The sequence below is a fragment of the Motiliproteus sp. MSK22-1 genome (assembly GCF_001968815.1).
GTDB lineage: Bacteria > Pseudomonadota > Gammaproteobacteria > Pseudomonadales > Balneatricaceae > Motiliproteus.
This window is the reverse complement of the sequence record NZ_MIEQ01000092.1, coordinates 1-20404: the sequence shown is the minus strand read 5'-3', so window position 1 is coordinate 20404 and position 20404 is coordinate 1. Positions and strand designations below refer to the sequence as shown.

The window sequence follows — 20404 nt, the reverse complement described above, 5'->3', positions numbered from 1 at the left end:
GCCAGCTGGTTAAATAAACACCTTAAAACAAAGTCATTTTCTGTCGCAACAAATCGATACATTCAGATACACCTCAGTCACAGAACCTTTACCTTCAGCCAGTTATTCTAGCCCCATCATCAATCGCAAAGGACGAAAGCCATGGGACTTATTCATAAGCTGATCATGCAATCCAATCACTCCCTGCACAATATAGGTGACATCACTGCTTTGCTGTGTTGCTGTGCGCTTCTCAGCGCTTGCGGTTCCACCGCTGCGCAGTATCAACCCATTGTTGATGGACCTAAAAATGTTGTTTACACAGAAGACCTGGCCACCTGCAGCGCACTGGCAGAACAGCGTGACTACCTGAATGACGATGTTAAATCAGAAGCTCTGCTAGGTGCGGGTGTTGGAGCAGTCATTGGTGGCCTGGAGGATGGTTGGGAAGGGGCCGTCGGAGCTGGACTGTTAACCGCAGCAATCGGAGCAGGGGGCCGCGCCTGGGACACTCGCCAGGAACGAAAAGAAATCCTTATCGAATGCATGCAGCAACGAGGTCACCGAGTAGTCGGCTAGACCAGCAGCCCGATTAAAGGCCAGGAAACTGATCCATAGTTCCCCTATAACAACACACGCTCAAACTTAATAACACACACTTTCAAACTTATCTGAATTTTGTTTAACAAGGTTAATCTAATGAAGAACGTATTACTTACAGCCACTGCCATCGCTTTGATTTCAAATGGAATGTTAGCTCAGGCTGGAGATGTCAGTCTTGGTCTTGGGGCAGTCACGTTTGAGTCACCTTACAAAGACTTTAAGGATGACAATGCTGCTTTTCTGATTGCTGAATATCAGGGTGAGGACTTCAGCATAGGAACGGAGGGCTTGAACTATCGAATAATAGGCGACGACGAATCTCCTATCAATTTATATGCAACATTAACCTCAACGGGTAGTGGTTTTGACAGCGGTGATTCAACGTTTTTTACCGGTATGGCCGAACGAGATACCAGTATCGACCTGGGCTTAAGTATCAGCTATCAACTCGGCAATGGAACGTTGAACGCAGCTTGGCTACATGATATATCCGGTAGCCATAAAGGCTTCGTTGCGGATTTCAGTTATAGTCATCTGCTGTCATTCGGAGATTACGCTGAGTTTTCTCCAGCTGTGGGCATTAACTATTTAAGTAAGGATTACTCAGATTACTATTTTGGCGTTCGCAATAATGAAGCGACAGCCAACAGAGCGGCCTATAAGGCAGATGCCGCTGTCAACCCCTATATAGGGTACGAATTACTGGTGCCTTTAGATGAAAACTGGCAGCTGATCCACACTGCAAACTACACTTGGCTGAGCAGTGAGATTAAAGATTCATCGATCGTAAACAGAGATAACACCTGGATGATGATGCTGGGCGTGACCTATAGTTTTTAACACCGGGCTCAACCAGTCTTGCGGTAAGTTCAAAAAACGCTGGATCGAGAAAATCCTCCCAACAGCCAACACATAGGGGCAGGGACTGTTGTATAAAACAATAATCCAGGCCTCTATGCGTATAAGAACCTCCGCTTTACAACCATTAAACACTGTCATTATTTCAACGTTGCGACCACAGCATGATGATCACTGATAGGGCCCAGATCAACGGACTTAAAGCTTGCACCCTCTGCCAGCGATTTACTTACCAGTACATGATCTATCAACTCCTTTTTACCCTTATAGACGTAAGAGTAATCGTCCTCCCCAGAGATTAAAGTCAGCCCCGCCGATCTGATCTGTCTTAAGGTCACGGAGTTCGGTGTGTCATTCATATCCCCCATGACAATCATATGATCGTAAGACCGGGCCTGCTTTACTACAGCTCGAGCAACGGCATTAGCCTGAGCGGATCTTTTTTTATCATTTTTATCGTGCTTGGAGATAAAATGGGTCATTACCACAAAGTACTTTTGTCCATTTTGGCGCAATCCAACCCCCAGTACCTTAGTCGGGCGTGCCTGCCTTCCCTTATAGACCCCCTTGGCATCTGGGAAATTTGTGACGGTACCGGCTATCAGATCAAGCTTGGTTATCAGCGCAACATCCTGCCCAGTCTTGCTGTCTCTGCCTTGTCTAAAGGCGATATTCCATTCACCATCCAGATACGGAATGATCCGCTTGACGACAGCCCGTCCCTCCACTTCTGCCAGGCCGACAATATCTGCTTTATTCTGATTAATGATTTGGGCGAGAGCGAGAGCTTTTAACTCTACCTGCTTGGTGGAAGGCGGCTTCCCCTTAGGACCGAAAGGCTGAGTTCCTTCATGGGGTTTTTCCTCATCCCAGAACCATTCAGTATTGATAGACATCACCGTGAGCGCTTGCACGTTAGCGGCTATCATAAGTAAAGTGATTAGGGTGAATGCACGTCTCATCTACTTCTCCTTAGTTCCTGCTCATTGACTCGCCGCATGCAATCTAGCAGCCGCTACCAATTCCCGTGTGTGCCAGGAGAATATTGCGGAAGTAGTCACTGGATTTAGCCAGTACTGCTTGTGTCGACAAGTTCTTTTTATAATTTTTTGTCGCGAAGTTATTCCTTTTCACTGCTCCTTAAGTTCGACCTATCGCGCCTACTATATCTTTACCCGGGTATCACAGCGATACACTGCACCGAGTTTATATAATCCCCCGAGTGATAGTGAAGCGGATTTCGCATTGTAACAAAGCTAAAGAGTCTGGGTAGAGGTTTTAAACGCATCACCCTGCCATAGACATGCGGCAACTTTCTGACTGACTGTTACCACTGTTTGCTACCCCGCAGGATCAGTTTTTTAAATAATGGCTGTTGATTAGGATAGCGGCTCCTTATTAACAATGAATCCGCTTGCCATGCATCAATTCATACCCGGGAAGTTGGCTTTCTATCGCTGATAAACACTTTAGAGTCCTTGCCAGCTGTGGTATTTTTTCAGGAAAGTACAATCTTAAGGAAGTGCTCTGATGGCAAGTGAAAAATATCGACTCGTTACTCGAAGTGACTTTGACGGTCTCGTGTGTGCAGTGTTGCTTAAGCATCTGGACCTAATTGACGATATCAAGTTTGTTCACCCCAAGGATATGCAGGATCGTAAGGTTGACATAAGCGATCGTGATATCACTACCAACCTGCCCTATGTCCCGGGAGTGTATCTGTCTTTTGATCATCACCTCTCTGAAACAATCCGCAATGAAAAAGCAGACAACCATGTAATTGACCCTGATGCCCCTTCAGCAGCGCGGGTAGTATGGCAGCATTACGGTGGTCATAAAGCTTTCCCAGCAGCCTGGGATGAAATGATGGAGGCGGTTGATAAGGGCGATTCTGCCCAATTCAGTCAGGAAGAAGTACTCAATGCCGAAAACTGGGTACTTCTGAACTTCCTTATGGACGCACGCACCGGCCTCGGGCGCTTCCGAGAGTTTAGAATCTCCAACTATGCATTGATGATGGACCTGATCGAGTATTGCAAGGACCATACGATCGAACAGATACTCGCATTACCTGATGTCAAAGAACGAGTTGAGCTGTATTTTGAGCAGGAGAGCAAGTTTAAAGAACAGATTCAACGTTGTTCAACGGTTCACGGTAATCTGGTAGTTCTGGACTTACGTAATGAGGAGACAATCTGGGCAGGCAATCGCTTCATGATCTATGCCCTTTATCCAGAGTGCAACATATCCATTCACGTACTCTGGGGGCTTAAGCAACAGAACACGGTGTTCGCTACCGGCAAATCCATATTTGACCGCAGTTCAAAAACCAACATTGGTGAACTAATGCTAAAACATGGAGGCGGAGGCCATCACGCAGCGGGCACCTGCCAGGTAGCAAACGACCAGGCGGAAGCAGTACTGAAGGAGCTGATTACTCAGATCAATGCAGACGGCTAGATCCTGTCTGCTATATAGATCCGATTAGGTAAGCTTCATAAGATCCAATGAGATCAGCTTCAAATACTATCAGGCAGCCGTAATTTCAGATAACAAGTGCGACACTTTGTGTTGAAAAGTGAGCGGTGGTCAGGCAACCCTGGCCACCATCTTCTTTGTACAGCCGATGACACAAACATCCCCCGCTATAAACCAATCTATAGCTGACATTGACAGCCCTACCTTCTACAGTATTCTCACAAGCATGTAAAAACACACTTCAAACCCGAGGCTGTGATAGCCAAGCAATACTCCGTCAGATAAAAGCAACTCAATTAATACTCAGGCCAGGGAACCAATGCCCCATCAAAAACTCTGACAATGTTATTTAAAACCCCCTGTTTCAGCTCGACTCCTATCAGATTCCAGCAACTCAGAACCGATAAAAAATCGAACAATTTCAGTAGCAATCGCGATTCACCGGGTCATTTTCGTAAGGCAAACACACTTTTTTACTGAATTTTTACTTTTTCGGTAACACTATCTCGTATTTTGGTTGGACTCCGATCGAAAGCTGTATATAATTCCTGCAGCTTGAAAGTACGTCTTATATTTATGCACAGATTTTCGATGTCCTGTTTTTCAGTACTTCGTCCTGTTCTTCATAAGTAACAGCACCACTTCCAGCCAAATTGCCTTCCTAGAAGGCTTTAATTACTCTTGAATTAATAGGATATGACTATGTCTACTACTACTGGTACCGTTAAGTGGTTCAACGAATCTAAAGGTTTTGGTTTCATCGAGCAGGAATCTGGTCCTGACGTTTTTGCTCACTTCAGCGCTATTTCTGGTTCTGGCTTCAAAACTCTGACTGAAGGTCAGAAAGTTGAGTTCACCGTAACTCAAGGCCAAAAAGGTCCTCAAGCTGAGAACATCGTAGCTATCTAATTGCTCGATTGACTTAGGGCTTGCGGCGTACGCGTTTCAAGCCTTCCCTCTTAAAGAGGGCAAAAAAAAGCAAGCCTTCAAGGCTTGCTTTTTTTTGCTTGTGTGTCCGTGCTGAAATAAAGCCATCCGCGGCAGCTAACCAACCCCCTCCTTCCGACCACAATAATATTATCTTGTCTTCGCAGCAGGTAAGAGCACCGACTCACCTAACGCTTCTTGCTGCTGTAAACGACGAAACGTTACCCTGTATTTCTGTTCAAGCAGCTTTCAGAGGTTTGGAATCAACAATTGAATTCAGCGGTCATTAAAGCCATTTCATCTTTTGCTCCCCTGAACAATCAGACTAATTATCGCAAGTACTGAAGACACCAGCATCAACATCAGTGATACTGCGTTCAATACAGGTGTTGCCCCTTCACGCAGACGATCAAACATAGCAATAGTCAGAGGCGCATCTGATCCAACTAACATCAACGTGGTATTAAAGTTTTCAAATGACATCAGAAAACTCACAATGCCCGCACCAATTAAGGCAGGTTTCAGATAGGGCAGCGTAACAGTGTAGATAGCTTCAAGTTTTGAAGCACCTAAATTTAATGCAGCCTCTTCCAGGCTCTGATCAAACTTACGTAACCGGGCAGAAACAATCAGCGTACAGATGGTGCTGATAAATGCGAATTGACCGATGATCACCAAAGTCGTCCCTGGGAGCAGAAATTCCAGATCCCAGCCGAGCTGAAGCTCAAACCAGTTGGCAATGCTGCTTGAAAATACCAGTATTGAAACACCAAGAATGACCCCGGGAATAACCAGAGGCATCAACATCAGGATATACAGCAAATTTTTACCCGGAAAACTCTCCCGCTCAAATAAAAAAGCATTACAGCAGGCTAAAGCCAGCGCCAAAACCGTAGTAAAGGTCGCGACCACCAGACTGATACCAACACTTTCTAACAACTCTTCATCGTGAAACAGCCCAAGCTTAGGCCCCTGCTCACCCAGAAACCAATCCAGCGTCCCCCCATTCCAAGGTAATGATGGAAACAAACTATCATTAAAGGCAAAGGTCCCGACCACCACCAGAGGAGCAGCAAGATAAAGAAAAAACAACACCACATAAGCATTGTAGGTTATGCGAAAACGGCGACTCTGGGGAATTGACGGAATCATAGCCAGTACCTCAGGACATAACGCGAGTGAAGGACTGGCGGGTCACTTTCAAACCAAGCCAGACAATCAACGAAGATAAAACCAGCAACAGTATTCCAAAAGCAGATCCCTGCTCCCAGTTAAAACGAGTAATAAACTGTGTAAAGATCTGTTCGGTAAACCAGAGGCTATCCTTGCCCCCCAGTAACGCCGGAGTCAGGTAATTGCCCAGCGTCAACATAAATACAACAATACACCCGGATACAATTCCAGGAGTCGCATGAGGAATAACTATTTCGCGCATCACAGTGAAGCCATTACCGCCCAGGTCGTATCCTGCTTCAATATAGCTGTTATCCAAACTATCCAGAGTGGTCACCAAAGGTACAACCATGAACAGCATAGAGGTATAAACCAGACCGACCATAATGGCTATATCATTATAAAGGAACTCTACTGGACCATCCGCCAATCCAAGCCACTGAAGGAAATTACTAAAAACTCCTGACTCTCTTAACAAGATCATCCATCCATAAGTACGTACTAACTCGCTAACCCAGAAAGGTATCAAACAAAGTGCAAACACCAATCCCTTAGAGCGCCCCTTGAGCATTTTGGCAATATAGTAAGAAACAGGAAAGGCTATCAACAGAGTCAGAATGGTGGCTAGAATACTCATTAATGCAGTACGCAAGAATGTGTTCCAATACAAAGATTCAGCAAAGAATTCTTCATAGTTATTCAGACTAAATACATAGTTGTTAGACGAAACACGTTCACTCAGTGAAATAATCCCCATATTTATATGGGGCAGAATGATCAACAGCAACAACCACAGCAACATTGGACTTAGCAGCAACATCAGACCTAAGCGAAATCCACCCGAAGTTCTCATAACAGCCTACCCCTCAGCACGAAAACATCGGGTTTGTTCAGCAGTCCAGGCCAGCGCCAGCGGTTCACCACGGATTAAACTGGCAAAATCTGCCGTCTGTGGAAGACTGACCGTTATTTCACCATCGGTCACAGGATCAACGACAAGCACCTGACTCTTAGCCCCATCAAAGAGCACATTACCGACATCACACCGTAGTCTGTTCTGTCCTTTGGAATCACCGCCTCCCCGGCTAAGACTAATAGCCTCAGGGCGAACAAAGACCTCCACCCGATCTCCGACAACCAGTGACTGCTCTGCTCCGAATTGTCCGCTTAGCTTGAGCCCCGAGTCGGTCATCAGCTCAATCCCTGCATGATTGGTACTGGTTACTTTTCCCAACCAGCGATTACTTTCTCCAACAAAACCCGCCACAAACGCAGTTTGCGGCTGATAGTAAAGATCCCGGGGAGCCCCTTGCTGTTCAAAAACCCCATTATTCATCACGGCGACCTGATCTGACATAACCAAAGCTTCAGATTGATCATGGGTGATGTACACAAAGGTCGTCCCAAACTCCTCCTGCAACTGCTTTAACTCAACTTTCATATGCTCCCGGAGTTTTAGATCGAGAGCGCCAAGAGGCTCATCTAACAGTAAAACATCTGGATTTAAAACCAGACAACGTGCAATCGCTATTCGTTGCTTCTGTCCTCCTGACAGCTGATCAATTTTCTTATACCCAGAATCAGGTAATCCCACCCGTTTCAAAACACTCTTGACGCGGTCAGCTATTTCACTCTTCCCCACCCGGCGCCGACGCAGTCCGTAGGCAATATTTTCCGCGACGGTCATCGTCGGAAAAAGCGCCAGATGCTGGAATACCATGTTTACAGGTCTTTTGTTTGGCGGTGTACGAGTGACCGATTTTCCTTTGATAAATATTTCACCACTGGTCGGCTGTTCAAAACCTGCGAGCATACGGAGAAGGGTTGTTTTTCCACAGCCAGAAGGACCCAGAATAGAGAAAAATGATCCCCTGGGAATACTGAAAGACACATCATCCACCGCTGTAAAATAGCGGTCGAAAGTTTTTCTTATCTGCCGACACTCAAGATCAATGAGATCGATAGGGGAGCTGGTGGTCATAACTGGCCCTGAAAATACATGCAAAAGATACTGGCAAAAAACCAAAGGAAGTCGCGAGACAATCAAGGGCAAATAAATTGTTAAAGGATTTTATTCCCCCTATTCATCCCCCGCTTTCAGACGCGGGAATGTTACTTCCTTGTAACTTGATCTGTTATTGCAGCGATTATCCTGCTGATTTTACACGATCCAATACTTTACCTTCTATTTCTTCCAGGCCTGCTGGAACCGGTGGATACCACTTAATATTATCTACATCAGCCGAAGGAAAACTCTCCTGATACTGAGCTTTAAGCGTATCATTAACATAGTTATCAGCCCCCTTGGATGCTGTAAAGTTACCGGCAGACTCGGTAATCATCGCTGCTACCTTCGGTTGCATTACAAAGTTAATCCATTTGTATGCAGCGGCTTCGTTTTTAGTTTTACGTGGCAAGGCAAATGTATCGATCCAACCCAGAGCACCGGAGCGAGGAGCAACAAAGGTGACAGATTTGTTTTCATTATTTATTTTCCAACCGCCGGCATCCCACGCCATGGCTGCATGAACTTCTCCGGAACGAACCAGGTTGATCAAGGCATCACCACCACTCCAGTAAGTTTTCACGTTGGCTTTACAGCTGATCAGCTTCTTCTCTACTTTATCCATAATCCGGCTGTACTTTTCTTTATCGCCGTAGGCCGCGAATGGATCTTCACCCATTGCAAAAGCAAAACCTATCAAGGTAGGACGTTTCAGTCGGTATGAAACCTTTCCCGCTACATCAGCACCACAAAGATCGGTATAGTCCCTGACGTTACTCGCCATATCACGATTTACCACAAGCCCGCTTGTACCCCAGACATGTGGAACTCCGTATACCTTCCCTTCGTGGGTAGTACTCTTCTTGGTGGCTTCCAGCATTGATCCCACCATCTGAGTGGTGTCAATCTGCGACAGATCAATAGGCTTGTAGATATTAAAATCGGCCTGGGCACTCACAATTCGATCCTGACTGGGTTGAACTAAATCAAAACCTGCACCACGAGTTGCTCGTAGCTTGGAAATCATTCCTTCATTATTCGACTTGGTCACCTTAACCTTAATGCCGGTTTCCTTTTCAAACATTTCGACAACATTATCTGGAGCATACCCTCCCCATGTCATCAATCTCAGGGTCTCTGCTTTCAACGGTAAGGCGACCAGCGCCAATGTTCCCGCAAGCACAGTTAAGGCTGTCTTATTCATCGGTTTCTTCATTGTTATTATGCTCCAGTGTATCGTTATTGGTGATTGTGAACCCATCAGAACTGTTCTTTAATGCGATATCGATGTCGCCCCGCCACACTATATGTGTTCAATATTTCATATTTATGAATACAACATCTACAGTCTTGTCACTACAAATACAGTCTTGTCACCGCAAAGCCAAACATGAAATATTCTTTTACGAATATTTTCGAACATTAAAATACAACGTAAAAACCAACACAGAGCAACTGCCTGCTTTATCTCAAAACTGAGATAAAGCATTGTTAACTATGATTTAATTTACGTAAAAATGAAGACAGCAGCCTTACCACAGGTGTTTGATTGTGGATCTCATAGAACATTAGACACATCTAATGCGAAGCAAGCCTTATTTCAAACTAGCAAGTATCATTTAGAAATGTCAATAGAAAAATAACTGCTTTCTCAGCAAAGCTGATATATCACAACACAGACAAATTGGACTTATCAATTGGTATAAAATGGATATAACGAAAAAACCAATGCTGCCCTAGTATCGGCTCAGAGTACCGGATTAGAGTGGCAAACAAGCTTTAGCTACACAGATCAAAACAGGCCGGATTGGCCAGAACCAAAGAAATTGAATTTAAAACCTGCCTGGAGACTCTGTGTTGACGGATAAAAGTCCAGTTTTTCTAGTCATTGATGGCTATCCAGAACCAGCTCGCGAAGAACTTCAGGCCGGTGGAGCGAGTGTAGCAGGAGAGCTCTATAAAAAAGTGCTTCAGCAGTGTGCACCAGGAAGTCGGATCGATATCCTGTTCGGCGCAGACAATCCAGCCTCCCTGCCAAGCGAGCAGGTGCTTTCTCAATACGATGGGATCGTCTGGACTGGGTCAAACCTGACGATCTACCAGGATGTTCCTGAAGTTTCCCAACAGATAGATCTGGCACAAACCTTATTCAAATCACGGATACCCCAATTTGGTAGTTGCTGGGCAGCACAGTTAGCGGTCACCGCTGCCGGGGGGAGCTGTGCTGCCCACCCCGCTGGCATGGAATTCGGTATAGCCCGATCCATAGCTTTGACACAGGAAGGCAGAAGTCACCCTCTGTTTCAGGACAAGAAAAGCGTATTTGATGGCTTTATCAGTCATTGTGATGAAATAACTCACTTACCCCCAGGCGCTCAGGTATTGGCAGGTAACGATCACTCTAAAATTCAGGCAGTTAGCGTTACATATCAGGGAGGGGTTTTCTGGGCAGTCCAATATCACCCCGAATATGATTTGCATGAACTTGCCACACTCTGCCACTGTCGCCGGGAGGCTCATACAAAAAGAGGCTTTTTTGACTCTGAAGAAAGCGCAGATGTGTTTGTAAAAGAACTGGAAAAGCTACACCGGGATGCATCACGCAAAGATATCGCCTGGCGTCTTGGTATCAGTCCCGACCTCACCAACACTGACATACGCCAACAAGAAATCAAAAACTGGATTAATCATCTGGTATTACCATCCATGGACCAGAAGAATCGACAGAACAGGAAACTGAATGCACTCTGACGCAAGCTCTATGCCTTTTATCAAACACTCAGGCTCTGCGAGCCATGCTCTCCAATCAAAAATCTACCCGATCTAATTGGGTATCTTTAGCAATACCCTGCTAGTGTTACCCAAGACCGTTGTAAAGCTAGCGCTTCCTGTAGGCTGCTTCTATGGCATTACTCTCTTCTTGTTCTGCCAATCATAGGAACCCGGCAGATGCTCTACGCAGATACTTTTTCAAAGCAAGTCAGAATCATTTTTCATACCGTAGTGCTAATACCACTAGTGGTTTATGCGTTACATCATCTACTGACTGAGAGTACATACATTGGCATTGGCACCGCAGTATGTGCAATTTTGTTAGCTGTTTCTTTAGCTCAGGCATTACAAGACAAACCAAATAAAATCATCGCGAAGTCGTTTCTACTTTCGCTAAGCGTCACCTTACTCATTGCCTGCCATCAAATAGGGGTGCGTGGCGTACTGTTTCTATATCCAGCCATTGCGGGTTTGTTCATCGTTCATCCTGTCCGCAGGGCCTGTATATACAGTATATTACTATCCGTTTTTGGTGTTCTTGCTGCGGCAGAGCATCTGGGAGGAATGCTCGCTGCCAAGTTCTTTTTGGGACTGTTTATTACCGTAGTACTGGTTGCTTCTCTCACTGTCACTTTGGTATCTCAACAACAGCGACTTGAGAAACTGCTGTCGGAAGACTTTCTGACAGAGACATTAAACCACCGGGGACTTATACAATGGCTCACATCAAAGATACCAACGTTAATTAAACGAAATCAAAGTCTGGCAGTATTTGCAATTGACCTGGATAATTTCAAGCGGGTTAATGATTGCTTTGGTCATAGTATTGGTAATCAGGTGCTGGTAGCTGTCAGCCGCACTATCGTGGACACGATAGAACCTCACCAGCTAGAGCCGTCAGCGGGAAATCAATGGATATTATCTCGCCCCTCAGCTGATGAATTTGTTCTCGCTATCGCAGATCTCTCAGACTTTGAAGCCCAGTCTATTGTTCAGGATTTGATGGCCAGGCTATCAACATTGCTGACGGAAAGTGGTTCCGTAATTCAAATACAGGCCAGTGTCGGGATTGCTATTTTTCCAAACCACGGCGACTCTTCAGAAGTGTTGCTCAATCACGCCAATGCCGCCATGCGTGAAGCCAAGTCCCTGGGTAAAAATCGCTTCCAGTTTTTTACCGATAAGATACACCAGCAGGCAGAAACCAAAACCCATATAGAAAGCACCCTTCGGGAAGCGATACTAGACAACCAATTCAAACTGGTTTTCATGCCAATGTATGATATAGCCACTGATAGCTATGTCGGTGCAGAGGTTTTAATTCGTTGTACTCACTCTGGTATGGCAAATATCGGTCCTGATCAATTTATCCCTATTGCTGAAGAGTACGGATTGATTCGAGACATCGACTATTGGGTTATAGAACAAGCATTAAGTCAATTTTCAACCTTGACTGAGGAGCAGAGGAAGATCCAAACACTGTCGATCAACATCTCTGCCATTGAGCTGCTTAATTTTCAATTTGTACAATGGTTTGATGGCTGCCTGCAGCGGCATGGAATTGCAGCCTCTCAAATAGAGCTGGAACTGACTGAAACCAGCTTAGTGAACGCCGATGATTCCAGTATCACGCACCTTAGAGCGTTAAAGGATCTTGGCATCAGCCTGGCGTTGGATGATTTTGGAACCGGTTATACCGCCTTTAATCAATTGATTCACTATCCCATCGATAAATTAAAAATTGATCGTAGCTTTATTTCCAACGTTGATAACAGCAAAGAGAATCGGTTAGTTGATATAATCCTGTCGCTGGCTGAAATGTACAGCCTGACGGTTGTCGCTGAAGGTGTCGAAACTCAGCAACAGCTGGAATATCTGTCCGCACGCCATTGCCATCTAGCCCAGGGTTACCTGCTACACAAACCAACAGACTGGGAGACGTATCAGCACTTATTGGCCCGCCAGCAACCTCAGGAACTGTCTCTGATCGTCACCAATAACAATCAGTGACGATCATCAATAACAACCAGTGACTGTCACCAGCAATAATAGTCAAACCATCGACCACCAGGATGTTTGGAAATTACCTCGCCACCGCTGCCTGGACTTCACGAGGTGTGTCGCCAAAAAAGCGCTTGAACTCGCGGCTAAACTGAGATGGACTGCTGTAGCCGACACTATAAGAAGCTTCGCTAGCCTGGTTGCCATTCAATAACAGGCTACGTGCCCGGTGCAACCGTAAACTTTTAACAAACTGCATCGGAGACATGGAAGTGACTTGTTTAAAATGCTCATGCAATGATGAAGAACTCATGCCTGCATACTTGGAAATTGACTCGATATCCAGCGGCTTCTGGTAGTGCTGTTCGATGTAATGCACGACCCCGGCTATGCGATTAGCACCTGCATGATTGGCAACACAGTTGCGAAGCAGTGGCCCCTGAGGTCCCTTTAAAACTTCATAGAAAATTTCCCGTTGCAGACTTGCCCCAAGAATACTTCGATCCATAGGCTGTTCCAGACACTCAATCAATCGGACAAAACACTGTTGTAATCGATCCGTAATAGCAGTCGCTCTAATAATATCCTGAACTTCAGGATGGTCTGCTTTCACATCAACCCGATCCATATCCATAATTAACTGACTGACAACTGAACGATCCACCGCAAGACTTAAACCCAAATAGGGTTTTTCCGGACTAGCATCCAGCACTTCCGCTTCTATAGGCATGGTTAGGGAGTTAATCAGATAATTGCAGGGATCATAATTACGAGAATTTTCACCGAAGTGTATTTGTTTACGCCCTTGAGCAACCAGGCAGACAGCAGGCTCATAGATCACCGGAGTCCGCGGTTGCACAGTGTCTGAACGATAGAGCATCAAACCATTTATCCTGGTTGGATTTAGGCCTTCCTGATCAGTAAACCGAGCAATGGTTGAAGCCAGTTCAAAGTTACTTTCCACTCCGTTTCTCCCACTTCTTTATTAAAACAACAATGCTGATCAGGTTTTGAAAATACTGATTTAAGGCTCTACGGCTACACTATAACCCTGGAAAGAATTATGGCACTTGAGCAAACCATAACTCCACAAGCCAGAAGCAACTTTGGATTATTGTGCAAATAGTTTGGAAGATCGTGATAACCATTTATCCCTATCTGGAGCCATAGTAAAGAACACCAGTAATTGACAGCAGCAACCGGTACTCAGTTCGTTATTGAGCCCACTTTTAAAAGACAACCAAACAGCAACAGGTTGTTCGTAATAAACATCCAGCAATAAATAGTTCAGGGATTACTATCAGGAGAGAGCTATGCCAGTCACAATTAAGGTCAACGGTGTTGACCACCCCATCGACGCCACACCTGACACACCTCTGCTTTGGGTGATTCGCGACCACATTCAGATGACCGGGACTAAGTTTGGCTGTGGGATGTCACTCTGTGGTTCATGTACGGTACATCTTGATGGGCAGCCAATCCGATCCTGTGTAACCCCACTGTCAGCAGCGGCAGGCAAGTCAATCACCACAATCGAAGGTGTTAACTCACCTGCAGCAAAAGCCATTCAACAGGCATGGACAGAATTGGAAGTCGCTCAATGCGGCTACTGTCAATCGGGGCAAATTATGTCAGCTACCGCCCTGCTGGAACAGAACACTGATCCTACCGATGAGGAAATTAACACTGCCATGGCAGGGAATATCTGTCGCTGCGCGACTTACGTACGGATTCGTAAAGCCATTAAACAAGCGGCTACACAACTGACTTGAGGATAAGCGCATGATGTACACCAGATCTTCTTTTACAGCAGCAACTGATAACCAGACAAGTCAGGAATCAGTAACGCTTAGCAATCGACGTGACTTCCTGAAACTAATGACTGGAGTGGGCACCGGCTTAACCATAGCTGTAAACATACCTCCTGTCCTGGCTCAAGGTTCAGACTCAGGTCGCAACAGATTAGAGAACACGGGGAAGGATGGCAGTTTCGCTCCTAACGCCTTTATCCGCATTAGCAGTGACGACAAAGTTATTTTGGTAATGAAACATCTGGAGATGGGTCAGGGAACATTTACCGGTCTATCAACACTGATAGCCGAAGAACTGGATGCTGATTGGAATCAGATCCAGCCCGAAGGAGCACCCGCTGATACAGCACGCTATAAAAATCTGCACTGGGGCGCTCAAGGGACAGGAGGCAGCTCAGCCATTGCAAATTCTTTTGAACAGATGCGTATCGCTGGCGCTACCGCGAAAACAATGCTGGTGGCAGCTGCTGCAATCAAATGGCAGGTTCCAGCGGCAGAGATCAGTGTAAAAAAAGGCGTCGTCAGTCATGACCAAAAGGGCTACAGTGCCCGATTTGGCGAACTGGCCGAGCTGGCAGCCCAGCAACCCATCCCGGAAACAGATTCAATACAATTGAAAGACCCCAAGGACTTTGTACTTATTGGTCGCTCACTTCCACGCAAAGACCGAGGTAAGACCAACGGCTCGGCCATTTATACACAAGACGTAAAAATGGAGGGTCTACTCACGACATTAGTCGCTCATCCTCCTCGGTTCGGTGGCAGGCTACGCAGTTTTGATGACAGTAAAGCGCGCACAGTTAAGGGTGTTGTAAACGTTGTTAAGATTCCCAGTGGTGTAGCCGTACTGGCAAAAGATTTCTGGAGTGCGAAGCAGGGCCGTGATCTATTGGTGCTTGACTGGGACGAAAGCCAAGCCATCAAACAGGATTCAAAAGCCTTGATGGATCAATTTAAGAGGTTGGCTGAAGAACCCGGTATCAGTGCACGTAGCGATGGTGATATTAATGCCAGCCTTGCTAATGCGGCGACACTGATCGAAGCCAGCTATGAATTTCCCTACCTGGCGCACTCAGCCATGGAGCCTATGAACTGCGTCGCACGGGTCAATGAACAGGGATGTGAAATATGGAATGGAGAGCAAGTTCAATCGATGGATCAAGGTGCCGTAGCCAACGCATTGGGCATCGCTCCAGAACAGGTCAAAATAAACATGCTCTATGCCGGAGGTAGCTTCGGTCGCCGTGCCAACCCCCAATCCGACTATGTACTGGAAGCAGCTTACATCGCCAAAGCCGTTACAGGTACTCCAATAAAGCTGGTATGGACGCGAGAAGACGATACCCGTGGAGGCTATTACCGGCCGATGAATTTCCATAAAATCCGTGCGGGGCTCGACGATAGCGGCAACCTGATTGCCTGGGATCAGCGGATAGTCGGCCAGTCTATTGCAAAAGGTACGGCATTCGAAGCCTTTATGGTAAAAGATGGTGTTGATGCGACCTCAGTAGAAGGAGCTTACAACCTACCCTACCAGATTCCCAATTTTCACGTTGACTTGCATACCGTTGACCTTCAGGTCCCTATTCAATGGTGGCGTTCTGTCGGCCACTCACATACTGCTTTCTCTACAGAGGTGTTTATCGACCGACTGGCCAGAGCATCAGCACAGGACCCCGTTGATTTTCGTCTCAAGCTATTGAAACAACATCCTCGCCATCGGGGCGTTTTGGAACTTGTCGCCAAAAAGGCAAACTGGGGCACCCCGCTGCCAAAGGGCTGGGGGCGGGGTGTCGCCGTACATAAGTCATTTAATACATACGTAGCCCAGGTAGCAGAAGTATCGCTACAGGCAGACGGAAACTTCAAGGTGGAAAGAGTAGTCTGTGCAGTGGACTGCGGTATTGCGATAAACCCCGATATTATCCGAGCGCAGATGGAAGGCGGTATAGGCTTCGGCTTATCCCCTGCTCTAATGAGTGAAATTACGCTGGATGAATCCGGTCAGGTTAAGCAATCAAACTTTCATGATTATCAGGTACTACGAATAACACAGATGCCCGAGATAGAAGTGCATATCGTCGCCTCTGCCGAGCCACCGACTGGAGTAGGAGAGCCAGGTACTCCTCCCATTGCACCAGCGGTTGCAAATGCTCTGACAGACCTGACCGGGCAGCACTTCAACAAGTTGCCATTGAAACTGTCCTGATTGCGGACTTAGCTGGAAACGGGGGCACACCCTATTGCCCCTGTTCTCTGTTGCACTTGTTATTCCACTCGACTTTTTGAGGAAGCAGACATGGCAAATCAGTTATCTCATCTTCTTGCACAGTGGCATCAGCATCGTGATGAAAGTGAATGGGTACTGGGGACTGTATATAAAACCGAGGGGCCCTGTTACCGCAAACCCGGTGCTATGATGTTGTTTAACAGTCTTGGTCAACAGTTTGGAATGCTCAGTGGCGGTTGTCTGGAGTCTGATATCCAGCAACACGCCAGACGCGTCATGCAAAGCGGAAAGGCGCTAACGCTATGCTACGATGGCAGTGACGAAGATGATCTGTCATTTCAACTGGGTATTGGCTGCGGCGGAACTGTACATATTCTTCTGCAACCGATCCGTAGTGACAATCAGTTCCTGCGATTGGATCAATTACATCAGTTGCTCAGCGAGCGCAGGTGTGGTTATTTTTATCAGCGTATTGCAGATAAAGATGGCACAGTTGAGGCTCGGTTTGTCGCATCCGAACAGCTCTCATCGATACCGGCTCCGGCAAAAGCCACACTGCTAGAGGAAGGCGATCAGCAATGGCTGGTAACACCCATTGTACCCGACCCCCATTTGCTGGTAGTCGGTGGTGGTATTGATGCACGGCCACTGGTTTCCATTGCCCACCAGCTGGGCTGGAAGGTCAGTCTTTGGGATCCACGACCTGCTAATGCCCGTCGGGAGTTCTTTATGGACGCTGACAGGATTCCAGATTGTTCAGTTGAAGAATTGTCCCTTTTTGCCAGGACCCAGGCTGTCGACGCAGCCGTTCTGATGACCCACAACATTTTGCTGGATGCATCGGCACTAAAGTCTTTACAGGACAATACCCTGAAATATCTCGCAATATTAGGTCCTGAAAGTCGTCGGGATCGGGTTTTGACAGAGGCCAAACTAACAGGGCAACCGTTAAAGACAGCGATCGCAGGCCCAGCAGGACTGGATATTGGTGCAGAGCTTCCAGAGAGTATCGCTCTGTCAATTCTGGCAGAATGTCATGCCAGCTTAAGAAGACACTCAGGTCATTCTCTGAGCGGAATCCTTGGTAGCACAACATCCTGCATCCCAGATAAAGCACCAGACAAAGACCTGGCAGCTTAGTCTTCGTTGTAGTATTGGAATATCATGGCCCAGGATATGGTGAAACAGATGCGGGTGACTTCAGTAAAAAAGTCAAATCAAATAGCGGTAATGATCATGGCTGCAGGGCAGGCATCCCGCTTCGGCAGTTGTAAGCAACTGACCATTATCGAAGGAAAACCCTTATTACAGCACTGTATAGATAAAGCTAATCAGCTCAGCCCCGATCAAGTCTATGTCGTCACAGGAGCCTGGCATTCCGCTATCTCTGCAGCCAGGATTAACGCAGATATACAAAACGCTACTTTAATAAAGCATATCGATTGGATTAATGGCCTGGGCAGTTCGATCGCTCAGGGGGTCTCCCGCTTGGCCCCAGACTATAGTGGTGTACTGATTCTGCTGGCAGACCAGATAGCCCTTGAAGTAGCAGAGCTTCAGCAGTTGATAACCAGATTTAACGGGAGCAATATTGTCTGTGGCTATTATCAAAACAAGCGTGGTGTTCCCGCCATCTTTGGAGCTAACAGCTTCTCCAGGCTACAGGCGTTAACCGGCGATCAGGGTGCTAAATCCTTATTATATCGAAGCCATTCAGATAACGACTGTCCCGACAGTAACGCCCCTGAGGTTATTGAGTATCCCATGCCTGCAGCGGCGATTGATATTGACTGTCGCGAAGATCTTCAAAAATGGCTGAAGAGATCAGCAGGGTAACACTTCACTCAACAACTGATAGCCTCGCTCCTTTAACTGCTCGTTGACCTGCTGCGGATTGTCGGCCTTATAACGAATAATGGCGTTACGTATACCGGCATCATCATGCTCCTGATGCTGCGGTGTCATCACACTCACCACATAGCCTCCCAGATCATCCAAACAGGCCAGCAGCTTTGACAGCACCCCTTTTTGATCCTCCAGTCGCACCACCACCCGGGCCGCCCCGGCTTCACGACAACCGGTGATATCCAGAAAAAAGTCCAGCAGATCAACACTGGTGATGATCCCCTCAAGCTTGCCGTCTTTTACCACCGGCAAGCAACCGATGGTTTTCTCCCGCATCAGGCAGGCCGCATCTTCCACCAGCGTATCCGGCGCGCAACTGATCACTTTGCGATGCATGATGTCCTTGGCCGTCAGTTTCGCCAGCAGGTAGTTCACCTCCCCTGCCGACAGGGTGGTGATATCCGAGGGTGAGGCTTTTTGCACATCCCGGTGAGACAGGATGCCTTGCAGCTCCCCGGCTCCGTTCACCACCGGCATATGCCGTATCCGTTTGGCCTGCATCAATCCGGCCAAATGACTCATCTTGGTGTCTTCTTCGACCATCAGTACTTCAGAGGTCATTATGGTTTCTACATACATTGCTTGGTTCCTCTGGTCTTTTATTCTTTTGCTGTATTGAAGCTGCCATCGGCCAGCCGACAGGAAGCTATTGACGGCATCGGCTGGAATAAATGCCCAATAGATACACTGTGCTTCCAGGTCCCTGCTCTTACTGACCCTCTTTTAACGGCTCTCTTTTAATGACCCAGATAGGCTTTACGCACCGACTCATCTTCCAGCAGCTCTCTGGCCGGCGCCGAGATCGCCACCCGCCCGGATTCCAACACATAGCCCCGATCCGCGATCTGTAGCGCCGCCCGGGCATTTTGCTCCACCAGCAGAATGGTCACGCCCTGACTGTTCAGATCCTGAATCACCCGAAAGATCTCCCCCACCAGCAACGGTGACAGTCCCATCGAGGGTTCATCCAGTAACAGTAATTTCGGCTGTCCCATCATCGCCCGGCCAATCGCCAGCATCTGTTGCTGGCCCCCCGAAAGGGTACCGGCCGCTAACTGCCGTTTCTCTTTTAACACCGGAAACAGCGCATAGATCCCCTCAATCTCCGCCTCCAGCTGAGCCTTATCGGCCCTGCGGGCAAATGCTCCCAGTCGCAGGTTGTCTTCAACACTGAGGGGCGCAAACACCTGACGTCCTTCAGGAGAGTGACAGATCCCCTCAGCGGTAATACGGTGGGCAGCCCGGTTGGTAATATCCTGCCCTTCAAAGATAACCGAGCCTGCGGTGGCCTTCTGAACACCGGACAGGGTGTGTAGCAACGTGGTTTTTCCGGCACCGTTGGCCCCCACTATCGTCACCAGTTCACCGGGATAGACGTCCAGGCTGATATCGGCAATGGCCTGAATCGGTCCATAATGGCTGCTCAGCCCGGTCACTTTTAACGAAGGCTCTGTCGCGGGGCTGATCGGCGGCTGGGCTCGGTTTTCAGCAATCACGTCAGGATTCGCTTGATGCTCTGTGGTCATATCAGACTTCCTCACCCAGATAGGCCTTGATCACTTCAGGGTTGTTCTGCACCGCTTCCGGGGTGCCTTCGGCCAGCAGACAACCAAAGCCCAGCACCAGTACCCGATCCGAGATCTGCATCACCAGCCCCATGTT

Annotated in this window: 19 protein-coding genes; 10 read left to right on the top strand and 9 right to left on the bottom strand. The window is 47.2% G+C overall.

Annotated elements, in window-relative coordinates; genetic code table 11:
• The first annotated feature begins 141 nt into the window (after positions 1 to 141).
• Together BGP75_RS23120 and BGP75_RS23115 are read left to right on the top strand one after the other, a co-directional pair.
• Positions 142 to 558 (top strand): hypothetical protein, encoded by a 417-nt coding sequence (locus BGP75_RS23120; protein ID WP_198939522.1) that lies wholly within the window; start codon positions 142 to 144, stop codon positions 556 to 558.
• A 120-nt stretch (positions 559 to 678) separates the two neighbouring features.
• Complete coding sequence (locus BGP75_RS23115) at positions 679 to 1422, top strand: MipA/OmpV family protein (protein ID WP_076721286.1); 744 nt, start codon at positions 679 to 681, stop codon at positions 1420 to 1422.
• Between the two features lie 158 nt (positions 1423 to 1580).
• Here BGP75_RS23115 and BGP75_RS23110 read toward each other — a convergent pair whose 3' ends face one another.
• Entirely contained in the window at positions 1581 to 2402 is an 822-nt protein-coding gene (locus tag BGP75_RS23110) for an endonuclease/exonuclease/phosphatase family protein (RefSeq protein WP_076721285.1), read from the bottom strand.
• A 568-nt stretch (positions 2403 to 2970) separates the two neighbouring features.
• Between BGP75_RS23110 and BGP75_RS23105 the strand changes: the two genes are divergently transcribed.
• On the top strand, positions 2971 to 3900 hold the full coding sequence (locus tag BGP75_RS23105) for an exopolyphosphatase (protein ID WP_076721284.1): 930 nt from the start codon (positions 2971 to 2973) through the stop codon (positions 3898 to 3900).
• Positions 3901 to 4620: 720 nt separating this feature from the next.
• Positions 4621 to 4827, top strand: a complete 207-nt coding sequence (locus tag BGP75_RS23100) for a cold-shock protein (protein WP_076721283.1) — start codon at positions 4621 to 4623, stop codon at positions 4825 to 4827.
• A 315-nt stretch (positions 4828 to 5142) separates the two neighbouring features.
• Here BGP75_RS23100 and BGP75_RS23095 read toward each other — a convergent pair whose 3' ends face one another.
• From BGP75_RS23095 to BGP75_RS23080, 4 genes are all read right to left on the bottom strand, one after another.
• Positions 5143 to 5997, bottom strand: coding sequence for an ABC transporter permease (locus tag BGP75_RS23095; protein ID WP_076721282.1), 855 nt, complete (start codon positions 5995 to 5997; stop codon positions 5143 to 5145).
• Positions 5998 to 6007: 10 nt separating this feature from the next.
• The gene (locus tag BGP75_RS23090) at positions 6008 to 6871 is read right to left on the bottom strand and encodes an ABC transporter permease (RefSeq protein ID WP_076721281.1); all 864 of its coding nucleotides are present in this window, start codon (positions 6869 to 6871) and stop codon (positions 6008 to 6010) included.
• A gap of 6 nt (positions 6872 to 6877) precedes the next feature.
• Positions 6878 to 7999, bottom strand: coding sequence for an ABC transporter ATP-binding protein (locus BGP75_RS23085; RefSeq protein ID WP_076721280.1), 1122 nt, complete (start codon positions 7997 to 7999; stop codon positions 6878 to 6880).
• Between the two features lie 166 nt (positions 8000 to 8165).
• The gene (locus tag BGP75_RS23080; RefSeq protein ID WP_076721354.1) at positions 8166 to 9227 is read right to left on the bottom strand and encodes an extracellular solute-binding protein; all 1062 of its coding nucleotides are present in this window, start codon (positions 9225 to 9227) and stop codon (positions 8166 to 8168) included.
• A gap of 650 nt (positions 9228 to 9877) precedes the next feature.
• Here BGP75_RS23080 and BGP75_RS23075 point away from each other — a divergent pair.
• Entirely contained in the window at positions 9878 to 10774 is an 897-nt protein-coding gene (locus BGP75_RS23075) for a type 1 glutamine amidotransferase (RefSeq protein WP_198939520.1), read from the top strand.
• Positions 10775 to 10972: 198 nt separating this feature from the next.
• On the top strand, positions 10973 to 12805 hold the full coding sequence (locus BGP75_RS23070) for a bifunctional diguanylate cyclase/phosphodiesterase (RefSeq protein WP_076721279.1): 1833 nt from the start codon (positions 10973 to 10975) through the stop codon (positions 12803 to 12805).
• Between the two features lie 73 nt (positions 12806 to 12878).
• Here the strand turns inward: BGP75_RS23070 and BGP75_RS23065 are convergent, their stop codons facing one another.
• On the bottom strand, positions 12879 to 13760 hold the full coding sequence (locus BGP75_RS23065; RefSeq protein ID WP_076721278.1) for an AraC family transcriptional regulator: 882 nt from the start codon (positions 13758 to 13760) through the stop codon (positions 12879 to 12881).
• 349 nt (positions 13761 to 14109) lie between these two features.
• Between BGP75_RS23065 and BGP75_RS23060 the strand changes: the two genes are divergently transcribed.
• The 4 genes from BGP75_RS23060 (at position 14110) to BGP75_RS23045 (ending at position 18673) form a co-directional block, all read left to right on the top strand.
• On the top strand, positions 14110 to 14568 hold the full coding sequence (locus tag BGP75_RS23060; RefSeq protein WP_076721277.1) for a (2Fe-2S)-binding protein: 459 nt from the start codon (positions 14110 to 14112) through the stop codon (positions 14566 to 14568).
• A gap of 10 nt (positions 14569 to 14578) precedes the next feature.
• Positions 14579 to 16816 (top strand): xanthine dehydrogenase family protein molybdopterin-binding subunit, encoded by a 2238-nt coding sequence (locus BGP75_RS23055; RefSeq protein ID WP_233153013.1) that lies wholly within the window; start codon positions 14579 to 14581, stop codon positions 16814 to 16816.
• Positions 16817 to 16906: 90 nt separating this feature from the next.
• Positions 16907 to 17977 carry an XdhC family protein gene (locus BGP75_RS23050; RefSeq protein WP_076721276.1) on the top strand — a complete coding sequence of 357 codons (1071 nt, stop codon included), beginning with the start codon at positions 16907 to 16909 and terminating at the stop codon, positions 17975 to 17977.
• A 24-nt stretch (positions 17978 to 18001) separates the two neighbouring features.
• Positions 18002 to 18673, top strand: a complete 672-nt coding sequence (locus BGP75_RS23045; protein ID WP_076721275.1) for a nucleotidyltransferase family protein — start codon at positions 18002 to 18004, stop codon at positions 18671 to 18673.
• Here BGP75_RS23045 and BGP75_RS23040 read toward each other — a convergent pair.
• The 3 genes from BGP75_RS23040 to BGP75_RS23030 form a co-directional block, all read right to left on the bottom strand.
• Entirely contained in the window at positions 18662 to 19321 is a 660-nt protein-coding gene (locus BGP75_RS23040) for a CBS and ACT domain-containing protein (protein WP_076721274.1), read from the bottom strand. The two genes, BGP75_RS23045 and BGP75_RS23040, sit on opposite strands and share 12 nt — an antisense overlap.
• Before the next feature lie 158 nt (positions 19322 to 19479).
• A complete protein-coding gene (locus BGP75_RS23035) occupies positions 19480 to 20268 on the bottom strand; it encodes an ABC transporter ATP-binding protein (protein ID WP_083705002.1) in 789 nt (262 codons plus the stop codon).
• Position 20269: 1 nt separating this feature from the next.
• Complete coding sequence (locus BGP75_RS23030) at positions 20270 to 20389, bottom strand: hypothetical protein (protein WP_304441985.1); 120 nt, start codon at positions 20387 to 20389, stop codon at positions 20270 to 20272.
• Positions 20390 to 20404 lie beyond the last annotated feature (15 nt).

Excerpts from the sequence above, each read along its gene's own strand:
- BGP75_RS23120 (WP_198939522.1), top strand. The coding sequence starts at position 142 with ATGGGACTTATTCATAAGCTGATCATGCAATCCAATCACTCCCTGCAC.
- BGP75_RS23115 (WP_076721286.1), top strand. The coding sequence starts at position 679 with ATGAAGAACGTATTACTTACAGCCACTGCCATCGCTTTGATTTCAAAT.
- BGP75_RS23110 (WP_076721285.1), bottom strand. The coding sequence starts at position 2,402 with ATGAGACGTGCATTCACCCTAATCACTTTACTTATGATAGCCGCTAAC.
- BGP75_RS23105 (WP_076721284.1), top strand. The coding sequence starts at position 2,971 with ATGGCAAGTGAAAAATATCGACTCGTTACTCGAAGTGACTTTGACGGT.
- BGP75_RS23100 (WP_076721283.1), top strand. The coding sequence starts at position 4,621 with ATGTCTACTACTACTGGTACCGTTAAGTGGTTCAACGAATCTAAAGGT.
- BGP75_RS23095 (WP_076721282.1), bottom strand. The coding sequence starts at position 5,997 with ATGATTCCGTCAATTCCCCAGAGTCGCCGTTTTCGCATAACCTACAAT.
- BGP75_RS23090 (WP_076721281.1), bottom strand. The coding sequence starts at position 6,871 with ATGAGAACTTCGGGTGGATTTCGCTTAGGTCTGATGTTGCTGCTAAGT.
- BGP75_RS23085 (WP_076721280.1), bottom strand. The coding sequence starts at position 7,999 with ATGACCACCAGCTCCCCTATCGATCTCATTGATCTTGAGTGTCGGCAG.
- BGP75_RS23080 (WP_076721354.1), bottom strand. The coding sequence starts at position 9,227 with ATGAATAAGACAGCCTTAACTGTGCTTGCGGGAACATTGGCGCTGGTC.
- BGP75_RS23070 (WP_076721279.1), top strand. The coding sequence starts at position 10,973 with ATGCTCTACGCAGATACTTTTTCAAAGCAAGTCAGAATCATTTTTCAT.
- BGP75_RS23060 (WP_076721277.1), top strand. The coding sequence starts at position 14,110 with ATGCCAGTCACAATTAAGGTCAACGGTGTTGACCACCCCATCGACGCC.
- BGP75_RS23055 (WP_233153013.1), top strand. The coding sequence starts at position 14,579 with ATGATGTACACCAGATCTTCTTTTACAGCAGCAACTGATAACCAGACA.
- BGP75_RS23050 (WP_076721276.1), top strand. The coding sequence starts at position 16,907 with ATGGCAAATCAGTTATCTCATCTTCTTGCACAGTGGCATCAGCATCGT.
- BGP75_RS23045 (WP_076721275.1), top strand. The coding sequence starts at position 18,002 with ATGGCCCAGGATATGGTGAAACAGATGCGGGTGACTTCAGTAAAAAAG.
- BGP75_RS23040 (WP_076721274.1), bottom strand. The coding sequence starts at position 19,321 with ATGTATGTAGAAACCATAATGACCTCTGAAGTACTGATGGTCGAAGAA.
- BGP75_RS23035 (WP_083705002.1), bottom strand. The coding sequence starts at position 20,268 with ATGACCACAGAGCATCAAGCGAATCCTGACGTGATTGCTGAAAACCGA.
- BGP75_RS23030 (WP_304441985.1), bottom strand. The coding sequence starts at position 20,389 with ATGCAGATCTCGGATCGGGTACTGGTGCTGGGCTTTGGTTGTCTGCTG.